At 36.4% G+C, this 16,095-nt stretch carries 14 protein-coding genes and 1 CRISPR repeat array (1 of these 15 cut by a window edge); of the genes, 9 read left to right on the forward strand and 5 right to left on the reverse strand.

The features are described 5' to 3' along the window. Positions 1-74 precede the first annotated feature (74 nt). The gene (locus AC3QLY_RS12960) at positions 75-1,181 is read left to right on the forward strand and encodes a fatty acid desaturase family protein (RefSeq protein ID WP_228733213.1); all 1,107 of its coding nucleotides are present in this window, start codon (positions 75-77) and stop codon (positions 1,179-1,181) included. A gap of 60 nt (positions 1,182-1,241) precedes the next feature. Here the strand turns inward: AC3QLY_RS12960 and trxA are convergent, their stop codons facing one another. The 5 genes from trxA to AC3QLY_RS12985 all read right to left on the reverse strand — a co-directional run bounded on the left by trxA (position 1,242) and on the right by AC3QLY_RS12985 (position 5,610). Then, positions 1,242-1,547, reverse strand: a complete 306-nt coding sequence (trxA, locus tag AC3QLY_RS12965) for a thioredoxin (protein ID WP_218331351.1) — start codon at positions 1,545-1,547, stop codon at positions 1,242-1,244. Between the two features lie 31 nt (positions 1,548-1,578). Next, positions 1,579-2,523 carry a DnaJ C-terminal domain-containing protein gene (locus AC3QLY_RS12970; RefSeq protein WP_288072817.1) on the reverse strand — a complete coding sequence of 315 codons (945 nt, stop codon included), beginning with the start codon at positions 2,521-2,523 and terminating at the stop codon, positions 1,579-1,581. Between the two features lie 175 nt (positions 2,524-2,698). Then, positions 2,699-3,142, reverse strand: a complete 444-nt coding sequence (locus AC3QLY_RS12975) for an Hsp20/alpha crystallin family protein (protein ID WP_218331349.1) — start codon at positions 3,140-3,142, stop codon at positions 2,699-2,701. A 682-nt stretch (positions 3,143-3,824) separates the two neighbouring features. Further along, on the reverse strand, positions 3,825-4,742 hold the full coding sequence (locus AC3QLY_RS12980) for a DMT family transporter (protein WP_288072818.1): 918 nt from the start codon (positions 4,740-4,742) through the stop codon (positions 3,825-3,827). A 55-nt stretch (positions 4,743-4,797) separates the two neighbouring features. Further along, positions 4,798-5,610 carry a 2,3,4,5-tetrahydropyridine-2,6-dicarboxylate N-succinyltransferase gene (locus AC3QLY_RS12985; RefSeq protein WP_492989848.1) on the reverse strand — a complete coding sequence of 271 codons (813 nt, stop codon included), beginning with the start codon at positions 5,608-5,610 and terminating at the stop codon, positions 4,798-4,800. Between the two features lie 119 nt (positions 5,611-5,729). On the opposite strand from AC3QLY_RS12985, the gene AC3QLY_RS12990 reads away from it, so the two are divergent. The 8 genes from AC3QLY_RS12990 (at position 5,730) to AC3QLY_RS13025 (ending at position 14,691) form a co-directional block, all read left to right on the forward strand. After that, the gene (locus AC3QLY_RS12990; RefSeq protein ID WP_074419192.1) at positions 5,730-6,302 is read left to right on the forward strand and encodes an L-threonylcarbamoyladenylate synthase; all 573 of its coding nucleotides are present in this window, start codon (positions 5,730-5,732) and stop codon (positions 6,300-6,302) included. A gap of 231 nt (positions 6,303-6,533) precedes the next feature. After that, the gene (locus tag AC3QLY_RS12995) at positions 6,534-6,752 is read left to right on the forward strand and encodes a hypothetical protein (protein ID WP_074419193.1); all 219 of its coding nucleotides are present in this window, start codon (positions 6,534-6,536) and stop codon (positions 6,750-6,752) included. 30 nt (positions 6,753-6,782) lie between these two features. Next, a complete protein-coding gene (locus tag AC3QLY_RS13000) occupies positions 6,783-7,808 on the forward strand; it encodes a glycosyltransferase family 9 protein (protein WP_492989849.1) in 1,026 nt (341 codons plus the stop codon). 80 nt (positions 7,809-7,888) lie between these two features. After that, complete coding sequence (locus AC3QLY_RS13005; protein ID WP_492989850.1) at positions 7,889-9,319, forward strand: CCA tRNA nucleotidyltransferase; 1,431 nt, start codon at positions 7,889-7,891, stop codon at positions 9,317-9,319. Between the two features lie 124 nt (positions 9,320-9,443). Next, positions 9,444-10,019, forward strand: coding sequence for a plasmid pRiA4b ORF-3 family protein (locus AC3QLY_RS13010; protein WP_218331344.1), 576 nt, complete (start codon positions 9,444-9,446; stop codon positions 10,017-10,019). 48 nt (positions 10,020-10,067) lie between these two features. Further along, a complete protein-coding gene (gene miaA, locus AC3QLY_RS13015; protein ID WP_288096408.1) occupies positions 10,068-10,976 on the forward strand; it encodes a tRNA (adenosine(37)-N6)-dimethylallyltransferase MiaA in 909 nt (302 codons plus the stop codon). A 175-nt stretch (positions 10,977-11,151) separates the two neighbouring features. Beyond that, complete coding sequence (locus tag AC3QLY_RS13020; RefSeq protein WP_218331343.1) at positions 11,152-12,489, forward strand: M16 family metallopeptidase; 1,338 nt, start codon at positions 11,152-11,154, stop codon at positions 12,487-12,489. 132 nt (positions 12,490-12,621) lie between these two features. After that, entirely contained in the window at positions 12,622-14,691 is a 2,070-nt protein-coding gene (locus AC3QLY_RS13025; RefSeq protein WP_492989851.1) for an insulinase family protein, read from the forward strand. A gap of 144 nt (positions 14,692-14,835) precedes the next feature. Continuing rightward, positions 14,836-16,095: a CRISPR direct-repeat array (repeat unit 30 nt; unit sequence ATTTCAATTCCAATATGGTACGATTAAAAG) (it continues 140 nt past the right edge of the window).

A 16,095-nucleotide genomic window follows, 5' to 3' on the forward strand; every position in this document is an offset into this window, starting at 1 on the left:
AATATTTTTCTAAATATTGTTTTGAGTTTTCACCATTTCCCAACAGCTATTGTAAAACTCAAAATTTTGTTAGCATGGAAATGTTTGTAAAGCCTGCCAAACCCGTTTTTAGAAAATTAAAAGATGAAGTTTTATTTCAATCTTTAAGAACCCGGGTAAATGCCACCATCTCAACATTGCAACCCTCTGTAAAAAATCAGGCTACTTTAAAAGCATGGTTGTTTCCGTTCATTTATTTTGCGGCTTGGATATTTGCTTTAGTTTTTGGGGAGAATCATACTATTTTATGGTTAATGTATGCTGTAATGGGCTTTATGTTGGTAGTAAATTATCTTACTTTAATTCATGAAGCCGTACATGGTACTATTTTTAAATCAAAGCGATTGAACCGATTGTATGTATACCTGTTTGATTTAATGGGTGCTAACAGTTTTATTTTCCGTATCAGACATGTTCGGTTGCACCATAATTATCCCAATGTTATGGGTTGGGATAGTGATTTTGAACAAAGTCCAATGGCTCGTGTGTTTCCGCATGGGCGGTACGAAAAATGGCATCAATACCAACATATTTATTTGCCGTTCTTATATCCATTGTATTTATTAAACTGGTTGCTGGTGCGTGACTTTAAAGATTATTTCAACAAAAAAAAGTTAGTATGGAAAGTAGCCAATATTCCTGCTATTGAATATATAAAACTATTCTTATTTAAATTGTTTTTTTTTAGCTATATCATCATCATTCCAAAATACATATTGGGTTTTAAATGGCTAACCATACTTGCTGCTTTTTTAATCATGATGTTTACTGCCAGTATTATATCTCTGATTGTATTATTGCCACCGCATGCCAGTTTGGATAATGCATTTCCATTGCCTGACGAGAAAGGTGACATGCCTGATAGTTGGTTAATGCATCAATTATCCTGCACGAATGATATTGTGGAAGATAATTGGTTTACCAGATTTTTTATGGGATGTTTTAACTATCACATCGCCCATCACTTATTTCCGTGTGTACACCATGTGTATTATCCGGCAATAACAAAGGTAATTGAGCAATTTGCAGCGAAGCATGGGTTACCCTATCGAAAAGTTAGTTTATGGCAGGCATTATACCGGCATTACCAACTTTTAAAAAGCAATGCATATCATGATAATATTTTTGAAGAAACCATGTAAAGCAATGGTGTTCAATAAAAATTGGATGGGTAACAATTTTCCCTGAAAAAATTAGCTCCTTTATGCAGTCAAATGGGGCTGTAGCTGCTGCATGATTACATTTTTAGGCACTACACCACTTTGGCGCCACAATATTTTTCCTGCTTTGAATAAAATTAAAGTGGGCACGCCCTGAATTTGGTATTTAGCAGCCAGCACAGGGTTTTTATCCACGTCAATTTTAATGACTCTTGCTGCATTTCCTGTAGTTCTTGCCACTTCCTGAAGGGTTGGGGCCATCATTTTGCAGGGGCCGCACCATTCTGCAAAAAAATCTACCAAAACGGGTTTGGTATCAGCTATAATTTGATTGAAATTTCCTGTCATAAAATTATATTTTATTTTTATTATATTTTATTTAAGCAGCATTTTTAGCCTCATTCAGTAAACTTTTTTGTTTTGCTGAAAGTTTTGTTGGTATTAATGCATGCAGGGTTACATATAAATCTCCAAATGTGCCAGGTTGGTTATATACCGGCATTCCTTTACCTTTTAAACGCATGGTTTTACCATTGGCACAGCATTCTGGTAATGTTAAGTTTATTTTTCCACCCAATGTAATTACTTCCTGTTTACCACCTAAAAGCATGGTAAATACATCTACTTGCAAATCCATATACAAATCATTTTCCTTGCGTGTAAAAACAGTATTTGGTTGTACATGAACATTAATGTATAAATCGCCGGCCTTTCCGGAACTGTTTTTTATTCCTTTTCCCTTTGCCTTTAACTGAAGTCCTTCATAGGCGCCGGGTTTGATATTCAGTTTTATTTTTTCAGTGCCTGTGCTGATCAATCTTTCAGTACCGGTATAGGCTTCCTGAAGTGATATGGTAACCTCTCCGGTAAGATCCGATGACCTCGATTCAAATTGGCTGCTATTACCAAACGGGGTGCGTGATTTTGTTTTAGTGTTACTTCTCATTCCGCCAAAAAAAGCCTCAAAGAAGTCAGAAAATCCACTTCCAGCCCCGCCAAAAAATTCAGAGGGATCACCCTGGAACTGGTAATATTGTCCGCCACCATTATTACCACCTTGCCCGCCAAACGGATTACCTGAAAATCCGCTTTGTTCATATTGCTTCCAGTTGGCGCCAAGTGTATCGTATTTTTTTCTTTTTTCCGGGTCGCCTAATACTTCATAGGCTTCATTTATCTGCTTAAATTTATCTTCTGCCTCTTTGTTATTGGGGTTTTTATCGGGATGATATTTTACAGCCAGCTTCCGATACGCTTTTTTAATTTCATCGGCTGTGGCAGATTTAGCAATGCCCAATAAGCTATAATAATCCTGATATTGCATAAATTGTTGTTTACAGATAAAGTTATACTTGTTTTGATACTTTACAACTGATCAACATCATATTTACCTGTTTACAGTTGCACATTTTATCAAACCAAATGCATGCAAATGAAATGGGTTGTGCTTATACTGTTGCAGCCGCACAACCCATTGCGTTTATTTCTTCAACTTCGGCTTAAGCAATAGCTATGGTTTTAGCAGGTTTGGGTTTTGCTTCTTCTTTTTTGGGGATGTAAATGTTTAAGATGCCATCCTTGTACTGAGCAGAAATTTTTTCATCATCAGCAGTTTCAGGCAAACTAAAACTGCGTTGAAAACTTTGATAATTGAATTCCTTCCTGCTGTAATTGGCTTTTTTCTCTTCTTTTTCCTCTTTTGCTTCAGCACTAATGGTCAGCACTTGTTTGTCTAAGTTTACATTAAAATCCTCTTTTTTCATGCCCGGAGCTGCCATTTCAACGGTATAGCCGTTGTCATCCTCTTTAATGTTTACCTTGGGTAAGGTGCTGCCTTCCCCTGAAAAATTCCGAAGGCCCCAATCAGCCCAATCATTGTTAAAGAAATCATCAAATAACCTGTTGAAAACAGGTGTCATGTTGTTACTTTTTACGAGTGTCATAGTTGTATTATTTTATTGGTTAACAATCCATTTTTTTTGCTGAAGGATATTTTATTCAGCATTTTGCAAACTCAATCCTCAAATCCTGTGCAAGTGTATTTGTTGCATACTTTTTGGCAGACAAATTGTATAAATTAAGAAAAAATGACATTTTAATTGTGGGGTTGCTGTATTTCTGTCAGAATTGAATTGGGAATATGGGGAGGAATACTGCCTGAATACATCTTCGTAACTTGCGGCATACCTTTTATGTCAAAAAAAATTTCATATTGCTTAGTTAGTGTCCGGGCAAATGTTTGCAATTGCTGCACTCATTGCACTCACGCCATATTTTGAATGGAATTTTTTGGGAATTGTGCTTGTGTTGCTTTCATTGCAGTTATTGGGTTGGGCAATAGTGTTTATGCGCCAATCAAAATTGTGTATTGTACCATAGCTGCCGGCAACAAAAGCAAAATTGGTTGAAGTGAGGCATTAGCGTTTTATCCGTTATACTATATACCAGTTGTATTGCTTTTTATATTAGCCATGTTTTTGTTTTACATGAAGGCGATTAGTAATTTTAAAAATATTGCTAAAAATACTTTTACTAAAAATGCAAATAGAAGAAAGGCAATGGATATTAAAAAATCCGGCTTATTAGTAATACTTGCTAAGACCCAAAATTAATTCCTTTCTGGTATTAGGTTAATGAGGGTTTCCATCCTATCAAGAGAATACCTGCGATGACCAAAGCAGTTCCGGCTAATTGTAAAAAAAAGATGGGCTCATCTAAAAAGAAATGGGCTTGTATAATGGTGGAAACAGGACCAATACTGGTAATAATCGCCACATTGTTACTGCCAATTTTATTCATACTAATATTCATTAAAAAAGAAGGTAGCACTGTTGCAATGATTGCCAGTGCAATGCCATAGATGAGCAAATTGGGTTGTAGCAGTTGGCCAAAATTTTGATGGTTGGTTATTAAAAAATGCGCAAAAACACCCATAGTTGCGAACAGCATTACATAGGCGGTATATTTTGTAGAGCCTATAATGGGCACTAATTTTCCGGTACCTGCTAAATATATTGAATAAGTTACGGCACATAAAAAAATCATGAATATGCCCAAAAAGAAATGGATATTTCCGGCATCTAATTTTACTTCTCCTAAAAAGGCAATGCCAATACCAATGTAGGTTAAGAGCAGAGCGGCAACTTGTATTCGTTTCAGTTTTGTTTTAAAATAAAAAGTATTGATCAGTACGGTAAACGTTGGATACAAGAACAGTATCAGTCTTTCTAAACCTGCAGAAACAAATTGCAAACCCATAAAATCGAACAAGCTGCTCAGGTAGTATCCTAAAATACCCATCAAGGCTAATAAAACCCATTGTTTGCGGGTTAGCTTTTCGGTACTGGTTTTATGGGCATAAGTTGCAGCAATCAGGTAAAATGGCAATGAAAACAACATACGCAATACCAGCAAATGGATGGCTGATACCTGCGTATGTTGAAATGCCAGCTTCACAAAAATGGCTTTGGTTGAAAAAAGCAAGGCGCCTAAAATGGCAATGATAAACCCTCCTGCCATTCCCGTTCTTATTTTTGTATGCATTATTCAACAATTCAGGCAAAAAACTTACTGCCTAAGGCAGTATTTTAAATTTCAATTATACTGATACATTAAAATCGCGCAGTGCATCATTCAAACTGGTTTTTAAATCAGTACTTGGTTTTCTTTGCCCAATAATTAAAGCACAGCTAACCTGGTATTCACCGGCAGGAAATTGTTTAGGATAGGTACCCGGAATTACTACACTTCTTGCCGGTACATAGCCTCTGTATTCTTTTGGCGTGCTGCCACTCACATCAATTATTTTTGTGGATTGTGTTAATACCACATTGGCTCCTAAAACTGCTTCTTTTTCAACACGAACGCCTTCTACAACAATACTGCGGCTGCCCAGAAAGCAACCATCTTCAATAATAACAGGACTGGCCTGTAACGGTTCCAGTACACCACCAATACCCACACCGCCACTCAGGTGAACGTGTTTGCCAATTTGTGCACAACTGCCAACTGTGGCCCAGGTATCTACCATGGTGCCTTCATCTACATAAGCACCAATATTCACATAACTTGGCATTAATACCACATTTTTGGCTAAATAGGCACCATAACGTGCTACTGCATGGGGTACTGCACGTACGCCTAATGTTGCATAATTTTTCTTTAGCAACATTTTGTCGTAAAATTCAAATGGGGGCAGTTGGTAGGTTTCCATGGGTTGTATGGCAAAATACAATAGAATGGCTTGTTTTACCCATTCATTTACCTGCCACCCTTGCGCTGTGGGGGCAGCAGTTCTTAGTTGGCCTTTATCAATGGCTTCTATCACTTCGCGAACGGCGTCACTGTATTGTTTGTCCTGTAATAAATTTCTGTCATTCCAGGCGGCGATGATGCGTGTTTGTAATTCCATTAAAAAAAATTTTTGCAAACATAATTATAAACGGTTACAGAAAGTTGGCTGATGGTTATAAAAAAAAGGATATTACATTCATTTAAATAAATTAAATGCAATTCTGTTAGTTTTGAAAAATGAAATTGTTTGAACCAGATATTATTCATGCATTAAAGGTTTTGGAGGCAGGTGGTACCTTGCTGTATCCTACTGATACCATTTGGGGTATTGGCTGCGATGCTACGAATGCGGCAGCGGTTGATAAAGTTTTTCAAATCAAAAATCGTCCGCCTCAAAAAAGTTTAGTTGTATTGGTAGCAGATGAAAAGCAAGTATTACAGCATGTGGCTGCCATAGACTTGTGTGTATTTGATTTTTTAGCAAAGCAACAAAAGCCCACTACCGTTATTTATCCTGCAGCCATTGGATTTGCAAATAATGTAATTGCCGAAAATGGCTCCATTGCTATTCGTATTTGCCAAGACCCATTTTGTAAACAACTCATTAAAAGATTTAAAAAGCCCATCGTTAGCACTTCGGCTAATCTGAGTGGAGAACCATCTCCGGCTAATTTTGCATCTATTTCAGAAACAATTCGCTCTTCGGTAGATTATGTGGTTCAATACCGGCAAGATGATAAACAGCCCTCAGTGCCTTCTACCATTATAGAATGGCGACAGGATGGCTCCATCCATGTTTTACGCCCGTAATTTCTGTTTTGGATCATGTGTCAAAAATATTTTGACAGTGTTTCAAAGTAAATCGTACTGAAATAGCTTGGGTTTACTTAAAAAATAATTGGTAAAAAATTTAATATTTTTTTGCGCAAGTTCTGATTGTCAGCTTCTTATCGTCATAAAATTTTATTTTCATAAATTCTCTGTTAAAAGCTTCATTTTATAACAAAAATTATTTAGTTTAGAAGAAGCAATTAAAATGGTATGGCAAGAGTTATTGTAGATGTTCCTTCCGAAAAAGTGCAGCCTTTCATTGAATTAATTCTTCAAATGGGGCTGGATAAGCATACCATTGCTTCTGATTTAACCGAAATACAAAACGATACCGAAGCTACACTGGTTCCTAAACCTCTTTGTCTTTTTAAAGAAAAATATCTGTTGTTCGATTGGGAATTTTTCAGCAATGAACTGGAATTTGAATAATGCTGCCTATTATGCATTTATTTTGCAGATATGGAAAAAGTGCTGCTCATACAAACCGCATTTATTGGTGATGTTGTTCTGGCAACCGGATTGTTGGAAAAAATACATGCTCAATACCCTGAAACTTTACTACATGTTTTGGTTCGTAAAGGGAATGAGTTGCTGTTTGAAGCACATCCTTATATAAAAAATGTACTAATCTGGGATAAGAAAAAGCAGAAATATCGGCATCTTATTCAATTATTATTTCAAATTCGAAAAGAAAAGTATACCAGGGTAATCAATGTGCAGCGTTATGCTGCAACCGGTTTATTAACTGCTTTTTCAGGTGCTGCTGAAACAATTGGTTTTCGAACCAATCCATTCAGTTGTTTTTTCACAAAATCTATTACGCATCATTTCGGCGAAAATGGTACACCGTTGCATGAAATTGAACGCAATCAACAACTGATTGCACATTTTACAAATGGAAAGGCAGCTTTGCCTAAATTGTATTATAATGCATCCATCGCAGCTTCAGTACAATATTTGCAGAATAAAAAATATATCTGTATTGCTCCGGCTTCTGTATGGTTTACCAAGCAATACCCGGTTGAAAAATGGATAGAATTGATTCATCAAATACCAGATTCATTAACAATTTATTTGTTGGGTGCAGCTTCAGATGATGCTTTGTGTGCAAATATAGCCGCTGCCTGTTCCGGTAAACAAGTGGAAAATTTAGCAGGTAAATTAAGTTTTTTACAGTCGGCCGCTTTAATGGAGACTGCATTCATGAACTATGTGAACGATTCGGCCCCTATGCATTTTGCTTCCGCAGTCAATGCACCGGTTACTGTTGTGTACTGTTCCACCATTCCTGCTTTTGGATATGGGCCGCTTAGCTATGAACAATATATTGTAGAGGTACAGGAGCTATTAAGTTGCAGGCCCTGTGGTATACATGGCAGGGCTGGTTGTCCACAAGGGCATTTTCATTGTGCCTTGCATATACAAGCCCATCAATTACTGCAACCCTTGCACATTAAAATGCAGCAATCGGGTTACGTTATTTGACAGCATATCGTTAAATACAGGATATATGCAATAAAAAATTCGGTTGTTAAATGCCTTTTTCAATTTGTACCTTTGCCGCAATGCAGATTACTTTATCAAATACAGAAGAAAAAATTATTGCAACCATTGCCAAAGCAGCGCAGCAAATGCAAATGCCTGCATTTTTAATTGGTGGATTTGTTCGGGATAAAATTCTGGGCAGGCCTACTAAAGATGCAGATATTGTATGTTTAGGGGATGGTATAAAACTGGCACATGCCGTTGCAGAATTGTTTCAGCCCAAACCCAACGTTGCTTACTTTAAAAATTTTGGAACTGCTCAAATTAAATTACCATTGCCCGATGGCAGTTTTTTTGAAGTAGAATTTGTGGGTGCAAGAAAAGAAAGTTATACCGAGCAAAGCAGAAAACCAATAGTAATGGCAGGAACACTGGCGGAAGATCAGTTACGGCGCGATTTTACCATTAATGCCATGGGTATCAGTTTAAATGCGGATGATTATGGTATGCTGTTTGATCCGTTTACTGGCATACACGATCTGAAAGCAAAAATCATTCAAACCCCATTAGATCCCCTACAAACCTTTAGTGATGATCCTTTACGCATGATGCGGGCTATTCGTTTTGCTACCCAATTAAATTTCTCTATTGCACCAAAAACTTTTGATGCCATACAACAAGATGCACATCGTATTAAAATTGTTTCACAGGAAAGAATTACAGATGAGTTTAATAAAATTTTACTGGCAACTAAACCCGGCATTGGGTTAGAAATGTTAAGTAAATCAGGACTTCTTTCTATTATTTTTCCACAAATGATGGCCTTGCATGGTGTTGAAAATATTGATGGGATGGGACATAAAGATAATTTTTACCATACCCTTCAGGTAATAGATAATATTGCTGAAGTTACGGATGATTTATGGTTACGATGGGCGGCTTTATTGCATGATATTGGAAAACCTGCAACAAAACGTTTTGAGCCGGGCCATGGCTTTACATTTCATGGTCATGAAGTGGTGGGCGCCCGTATGGTATCAAAAATATTTGCGCAGTTTAAACTACCCCTTAATGAAAAAATGCGCCAGGTAAAAAAATTAGTTGAGCTGCATTTAAGACCTATTTCGCTTACCAAAGAAAATATAACCGATAGCGCCATTCGCAGATTGTTGTTTGATGCAGGAAATGATATTGACGCACTTATGTTATTATGCAATGCAGATATTACCAGCAAAAACAAACAAAAAGTGCAGCGGTATCTGCAAAATTTTGAAATGGTAAAAGAACGGATGAAAGAGGTTGAGGAAAAAGATCATTTACGCAACTGGCAACCGCCACTTTCAGGCGAAGATATTATGCGCATTTTCGGCTTGCCACCCGGCAGAAAAGTAGGGATGATTAAAGATGCCATTCGGGAAGCGATTCTTGACGGGGTTATTCCCAATACCTACCAGGCTGCCTATGCATTTATGCTGCAAAAAGCAGCTTCATTAAACCTGCAGCCCATTTAAAATGTTTTTCGTTTCTTTGAAGCATTAACAAAAGCTAAATATTGAAAGGCAGCAAAATATAAACAAAAGCAGTTATTTTTATTGAATAGCTGTTTGTCTGGATATATACATAAAATTATACACCATGGCCATTTTAAAATTCAGGGTTTATTTAGAAGAAGATGATGCAGTTTACAGAGATATCGCCATCAAACATACCCAGCATTTTCTCGATTTGCATTTAACTATATTGAAAGCTTATGAATTCGATAATAGGCATCAGGCTACTTTTTACAGAAGTAATGATGCCTGGCAACGGGGCCGTGAAATTTCGCTGGCGGTATATGAAAAACCTTATGTGGTTGCCCCTTTATTAATGGCCGAAACCACCATTGGTAGTGAAATTAAAGATCCCAATCAGAAATTCATTTATGTGTATGATTTTGATAAAAATTGGGTTTTTCTGGTAGCATTGATTCAGGTAAGTAAGGATGAAAATACCAAATTAAATTATCCTGTAATTACCCGTATTGAAGGAATAGGGCCTCAACAATATGGCACCAAATCATTATTGGGTGAAAAATTTGCTGATATAGAAGAGAAATACGATTTAACTGAAGCCGGTGATGGTTTTGGTGAAGAAAGCGACGCAGCGGAAAACACAGACGAGGAAGAGGAAAATGCAGAAGATGCTGAAGGTCAGGGGCTGGATGATTTTTAAAAAATAGCCTGAGTTATTCTTAATCGGCATTCATAAAAAATATTACTTGTGTATTCATTGAATCCTTTGATGATTTTAGTGATAGGGCCTACTGCTGTAGGTAAAACGGCACTGGCTTTGCGTATTGCACAATTGTTGAATACCGAAATTATTTCTGCCGATTCACGACAATGTTATCGGGAACTCAATATTGGCGTTGCCAAGCCTACGCTTGCAGAACTGGAGTTGGTACCACATTATTTTATTAATTCTCATTCTGTATATGATGATGTAAATGCAGCTGTTTTTGAACAATATGCCTTGCAGGCAGCAGCAAACATTTTTTCCAAACATTCTGTTGCAGTAATGGTTGGTGGCAGTGGTTTATATGTAGATGCATTTTGCAATGGGTTAGATAACATTCCGCCGGTACCACCTGATTTAAGAAACAGCATTATTCAAAATTATCATCAAAAAGGATTGGTATGGCTGCAGGAACAGATTAAAAAATCAGACCCCGTTTTTTGGGAACAGGCCGAACAACAAAATCCGCAACGCTTAATGCGGGCTTTAGAGGTGATGGAAGCAACCGGGAAATCGGTTATACATTTTCGTTCCAAAAAAAATGTGCCACGCCCCTTCAGAATACTAAAAATAGGTTTAGAATTACCACGCCAGGAATTATACCAAAAAATTAATGAACGGGTTTGTACAATGATAGAAGCAGGATTAGTAGAAGAAGTAAAATCTCTGCAACCATTACAACAACTCAATGCATTGCAAACAGTAGGTTATAAAGAAGTATTTGATTATTTAAATGGCTTTGTTTCATTAAACAGGGCTATTGAGTTAATTCAGTTAAACACAAGGCATTATGCCAAGCGGCAAATTACCTGGTTTAAAAAAGATTCCAGCATTCAATGGACGCATCCTGATACAATATCCAATCAGTTTTTATTGGAATGGATAAAACAATAAAATATTTTTTTTGGATATATTTTTTTCTATAAATTGCTAAAAATTTCTATTAATGCAATTACACGTATTGTTGTAATTCATTCAATGTAACCCGTGCTGCTCCAGATATTTTTTTTCAATTATTCATCTGCAGTATGCTAAAATGTTTACATTTTTAAAAATAAATTCCTTGCAAATGAAAAAAGTTTTTTTTGTTGCGGCAACCTTTTGCTTGCTAAGTCAACTAGTGCAGGCACAAGCCCGAAAAATTGAATTTGATGAGTACACACTACCTAACGGATTAACCGTTATTTTACACCGCGATAAAACAGCGCCGGTGGTAGCAGTAGGTGTGTTGTATCATGTAGGTTCTAAAAACGAACTACCCGGCCGTACAGGTTTTGCACATTTTTTTGAGCACCTGATGTTTGAGGGTAGCAACAATATTAAGCGGGGCGAATTTATGAAATACGTTAGCAATGCAGGTGGAACCAACAATGCCAATACTACACAGGACAGAACTTATTATTATGAAGTATTGCCGGCTAATCAACTACAATTGGGTTTATGGTTGGAAAGTGAAAGAATGATGCACGCTAAAATTGAGCAGGTGGGCGTAAATACCCAACGTGAAGTAGTTAAGGAAGAAAAGCGCACCAGAATAGATAACCAGCCTTATGGCAGCATTATTGGCGAAATATTTAAACGTGCTTTTAAAGTACATCCCTATAAATACCAACCCATTGGTAGTATGGAAGATTTAAATTCTGCCAAATTAGATGAGTTTATACAGTTTTATAAAACATTTTATGTACCCAATAATGCCGTACTTTCTATAGCCGGAGATATTGATATTCCGGAAACAAAAAAACTAATTGCAGCTTATTTTGGCCCCATACCCAAAGGAACTTTGCCCATACCACGCCCCAACGTAACGGAACCCCCTTTGGGTGGCGAAGTGAGGGATGTGATTGAAGATAATATTCAATTGCCCGCTGTAATAGAAGCTTACCGGGCACCCAAACAGGGAACGAATGAATACTATGCATTTAATGTTTTAAGTACCATTTTATCGGGCGGTAATTCTGCACAACTCAATAAAGTAATGGTTGACCAAAAACAATTAGCAGTGGCTACCGGCGCTTTTAACTATGCGCTGGAAGATGCAAGTCTCTTTATTATATACAGTATTGCCAACTCAGGCGTGCAACCACAGGTGTTGGAAAAAAATATGGACTCGGTAGTTAATACACTAAAAAACGGATTGGTAAGTGAACATGAATTTCAAAAAGTGAAAAATCAAATAAATACACAATTTGTTACCCGAAATTCCACAATGCAAGGTATAGCTGAATCTCTTGCTAATTACCAGGTTTACTTTGGTGATGCTGATTTAATTAATACAGAAATAAAAAAATTAGATGCAGTTACACGGGAAGATGTTTGGGATGTTGCAAAAAAATATTTCAAAAAAGATAACCGTGTAATTCTTTATTATGTTCCCAAAGGAACAAAGGATCAATACAAAAAATAAACATCGTTTTTAAAAATGGATTGCTATTCTTGAAAAGTTAAACGATCATCATAATTCTGAAAAGCTATGCACCAGCTTCTATTCAAGCGCTTGGGCAATTTTCAGTACAATACAATTATAAAAAATAAACTTATGAAACGTTTCATTCTAACATTATTATTACTGGCTCCCATAGCAATTTGGGCACAGGAAAACATAAACAGGGCAGTACCACCACCGCCGGGTCCGGCCAAAGCCGTAGAATTAGGCAAAACTGAAAAATTTACTTTGCCCAACGGATTAGAAGTAATTTTAGTTCGTAATACCAAATTACCCAGAGTTTCGGTTTCTTTAACCGTAAATAGAGATCCTGTACTGGAAGGAAATAAAGCGGGATTAACCAGTATGGCTGGACAATTGTTGCGCAGTGGTACTGCCACTATGAATAAAGTAGCATTGGATGATGCCATCGATTTTTTAGGAGGTAATATTTATGCCAGTGCTACCAGTATTAGCGGTTCAGCCCTTTCCACAAACTTCAAAAAGTTGTTTGCAATTATGGCCGATATTACTTTCCATCCTTCATTTCCTGCTGATCAGTTAGAAAAAATTCGTAAGCAGGAGCTTTCAGGACTGGCACAAAGTAAGGATGATCCCAATTCTATTGCAGGAAATGTAGTGAGTAAATTGTTGTATGGCTCTAATCATCCTTATGGTGAAATTGAAACCGACAGTACTGTTAAAAATGTAACTGTTGCCGATATCAAAAACTATTTTGCAACTTATTGGAAACCCAATATCAGTTATCTGGTTTTTGTGGGCGATATTACCAAAGAAGAAGCGAAAGAATTAGCTGAAACCTATTATGGAAAATGGGAGCGTGGTGATGTTCCAAAGCCACAATATCCTGTGCCTGCTAATCCTGTAAAACCCATCATCGCTATTGTTGACAGACCGGTATCTGTGCAAAGTGTTATTAATTTTGTGCAAACAGAACCTTTAAAACCTGGCGATGCAGATGTAATCCCTGTCAGGGTAATGAATAATATTTTGGGTGGTGGGGCATCTTCCCGTTTATTCATGAATCTTCGCGAAAAACATGGGTTTACTTATGGAGCTTACAGTGCTGTTAATCCCGATAAATTAATTGGCAGTTTTAATGCTGAAGCATCCGTACGGAATGAAAAAACCGATAGTGCTGTAGGCGAGTTCTTAAAAGAGTTTGAATTAATCAGAACTACACCGGTAAGTGATACAGAGGTAGAACTTTCTAAAAATACACTCAGTGGTGCGTTTGCCAGAAGTTTAGAAAACCCTGCCACTGTTGCAAATTTTGCTTTAAATGAAGCCATTTACCACTTGCCATCTGATTATTATCAAAACTATTTAAAAAATATTGCTGCTGTTAATGCCGGTACCGTTATGGAGATGGCGAAAAAATATATTCAGCCCGAACATATGTATACCGTTATTGTAGGCAATGCCAAACAAGTAGTATCCGGGCTTGATAAGTATGGAACCATTCAATACTACAATGTAGAAGGAAATCCTGTTATTGCTCCTGTTGCTAAAAAAGCAGATGCCGGTGTTTCCGGTAAAAGCATTATTGAAAAAGCCGCAGCCGCAATGGGTAATGCGGCTTTAAAAGATATTAAAGATTTAGAAATAAGCGGAACTGCCGGTGCAATGGGGCAAACTTTAGTATTCGATCAAAAATATTTGTTGCCCGGTTATTTTGAACAAACTTTAACCATTCAAGGCATGCTGTTGCAAAAGCAGCTGACTAAAGAAGGTACTTATTCTGTTTCTGCGCAAGGACAGGAACAGCCTTTGAAAGATGATGACAAAGAAGAATTGGCAGAAAGTGCTTCCATGCTGCCTGAAGCGTATTATTTATCAAAAGATGGTTATACTTATACAGTAAAAGATATTGAATCCATTGAAGGCCATGATGCTTATGCTGTTGAAATTAAATCGCCCAAGGGCAGAACTTTTACCAATTACTATGATGTAAAAACCGGATTAAAATTAAAATCTGTAACTGAAAAAGATGGTAGCCCTGCAGGAAAAATGGTTATTCAAACTTTTTATCATGATTATAAATCATACAACGGTTTGCAGGTGCCTATGAAAACAATTGTTGATCAGGGCAGACTGAAAATTGAATTAGATGTGAAAGATGTAAAAGTAAATCAAGGGCTAAAATCGGCAGATTTCAAATAATACCAATTCGTACTTTCTTATCTCCACTATACAAATGGGTAGTATGGAAAAAACAGTACTACCCATTTCCTGTTTTCCGTACTTTTTTAAAACGTCCTCTCAAAGTATTTGTATACTTCAATTGAATGATAGAGCTATTGCGGCATTTCAATTCCAATATGGTACGATTAAAAGATGAAACTGTATTTCGTTTAAGCGATGTACAAGTATTTCAATTCCAATATGGTACGATTAAAAGTGCGATGCGCCAAAGCCATAATGCCAATCAATATAATTTCAATTCCAATATGGTACGATTAAAAGGGATATGGAAATTAGATAATTATACGTTCTTAAATATTTCAATTCCAATATGGTACGATTAAAAGTAAATATTTATTGAAAGGAACCTTAATATATGTCAGATTTCAATTCCAATATGGTACGATTAAAAGGAGCTAAATATAATAGCTCAATTAGGTACGGCGCTGATTTCAATTCCAATATGGTACGATTAAAAGTGCTGCATTATCAGGAAGCGTATATAAACAGAATTCATTTCAATTCCAATATGGTACGATTAAAAGCTGCCAATTCAATAGATATAAGTAATATATATAGATTTCAATTCCAATATGGTACGATTAAAAGATTAGTTCTAACATTACACAAGCAGACACAACAGTATTTCAATTCCAATATGGTACGATTAAAAGTTCCCTGAAAAAAAACCATTGTTACCACCAACTGCATTTCAATTCCAATATGGTACGATTAAAAGGATTTGTGCTACTTCTGCCGGTAACACTTCAATTAATATTTCAATTCCAATATGGTACGATTAAAAGTTCTTGATAAACACCATATCTATTTGTAATACTTGTATTTCAATTCCAATATGGTACGATTAAAAGCAATAGCTCCAGATTCTCTCAAATCAGAAAGGAGATTTCAATTCCAATATGGTACGATTAAAAGTTGATTGCCCTGATATTGAATTAAATTGTTGCATTATTTCAATTCCAATATGGTACGATTAAAAGGAAACTTGCCCTTTCGATGCAGGCGTAACATATGAATTTCAATTCCAATATGGTACGATTAAAAGATGATTTTTAGTTTGTGATTAATTAATTAAATGTATTTCAATTCCAATATGGTACGATTAAAAGTCGTATATCAACAAAAATAGTATATTAATGTACGAAATTTCAATTCCAATATGGTACGATTAAAAGGTAAAATGCGGACTACATAAATTGAGTATGGTGGAATTTCAATTCCAATATGGTACGATTAAAAGCAGCAAACAAAAAAAGAACTGGTCTATTGTAAGATATTTCAATTCCAATATGGTACGATTAAAAGTAGTTTCTGATGCGTTTCGTAGTATTCATCTGCCAAATTTCAATTCCAATATGGTAC

Source organism: Hydrotalea sp. GW822-HT8A01 (assembly GCF_058798575.1).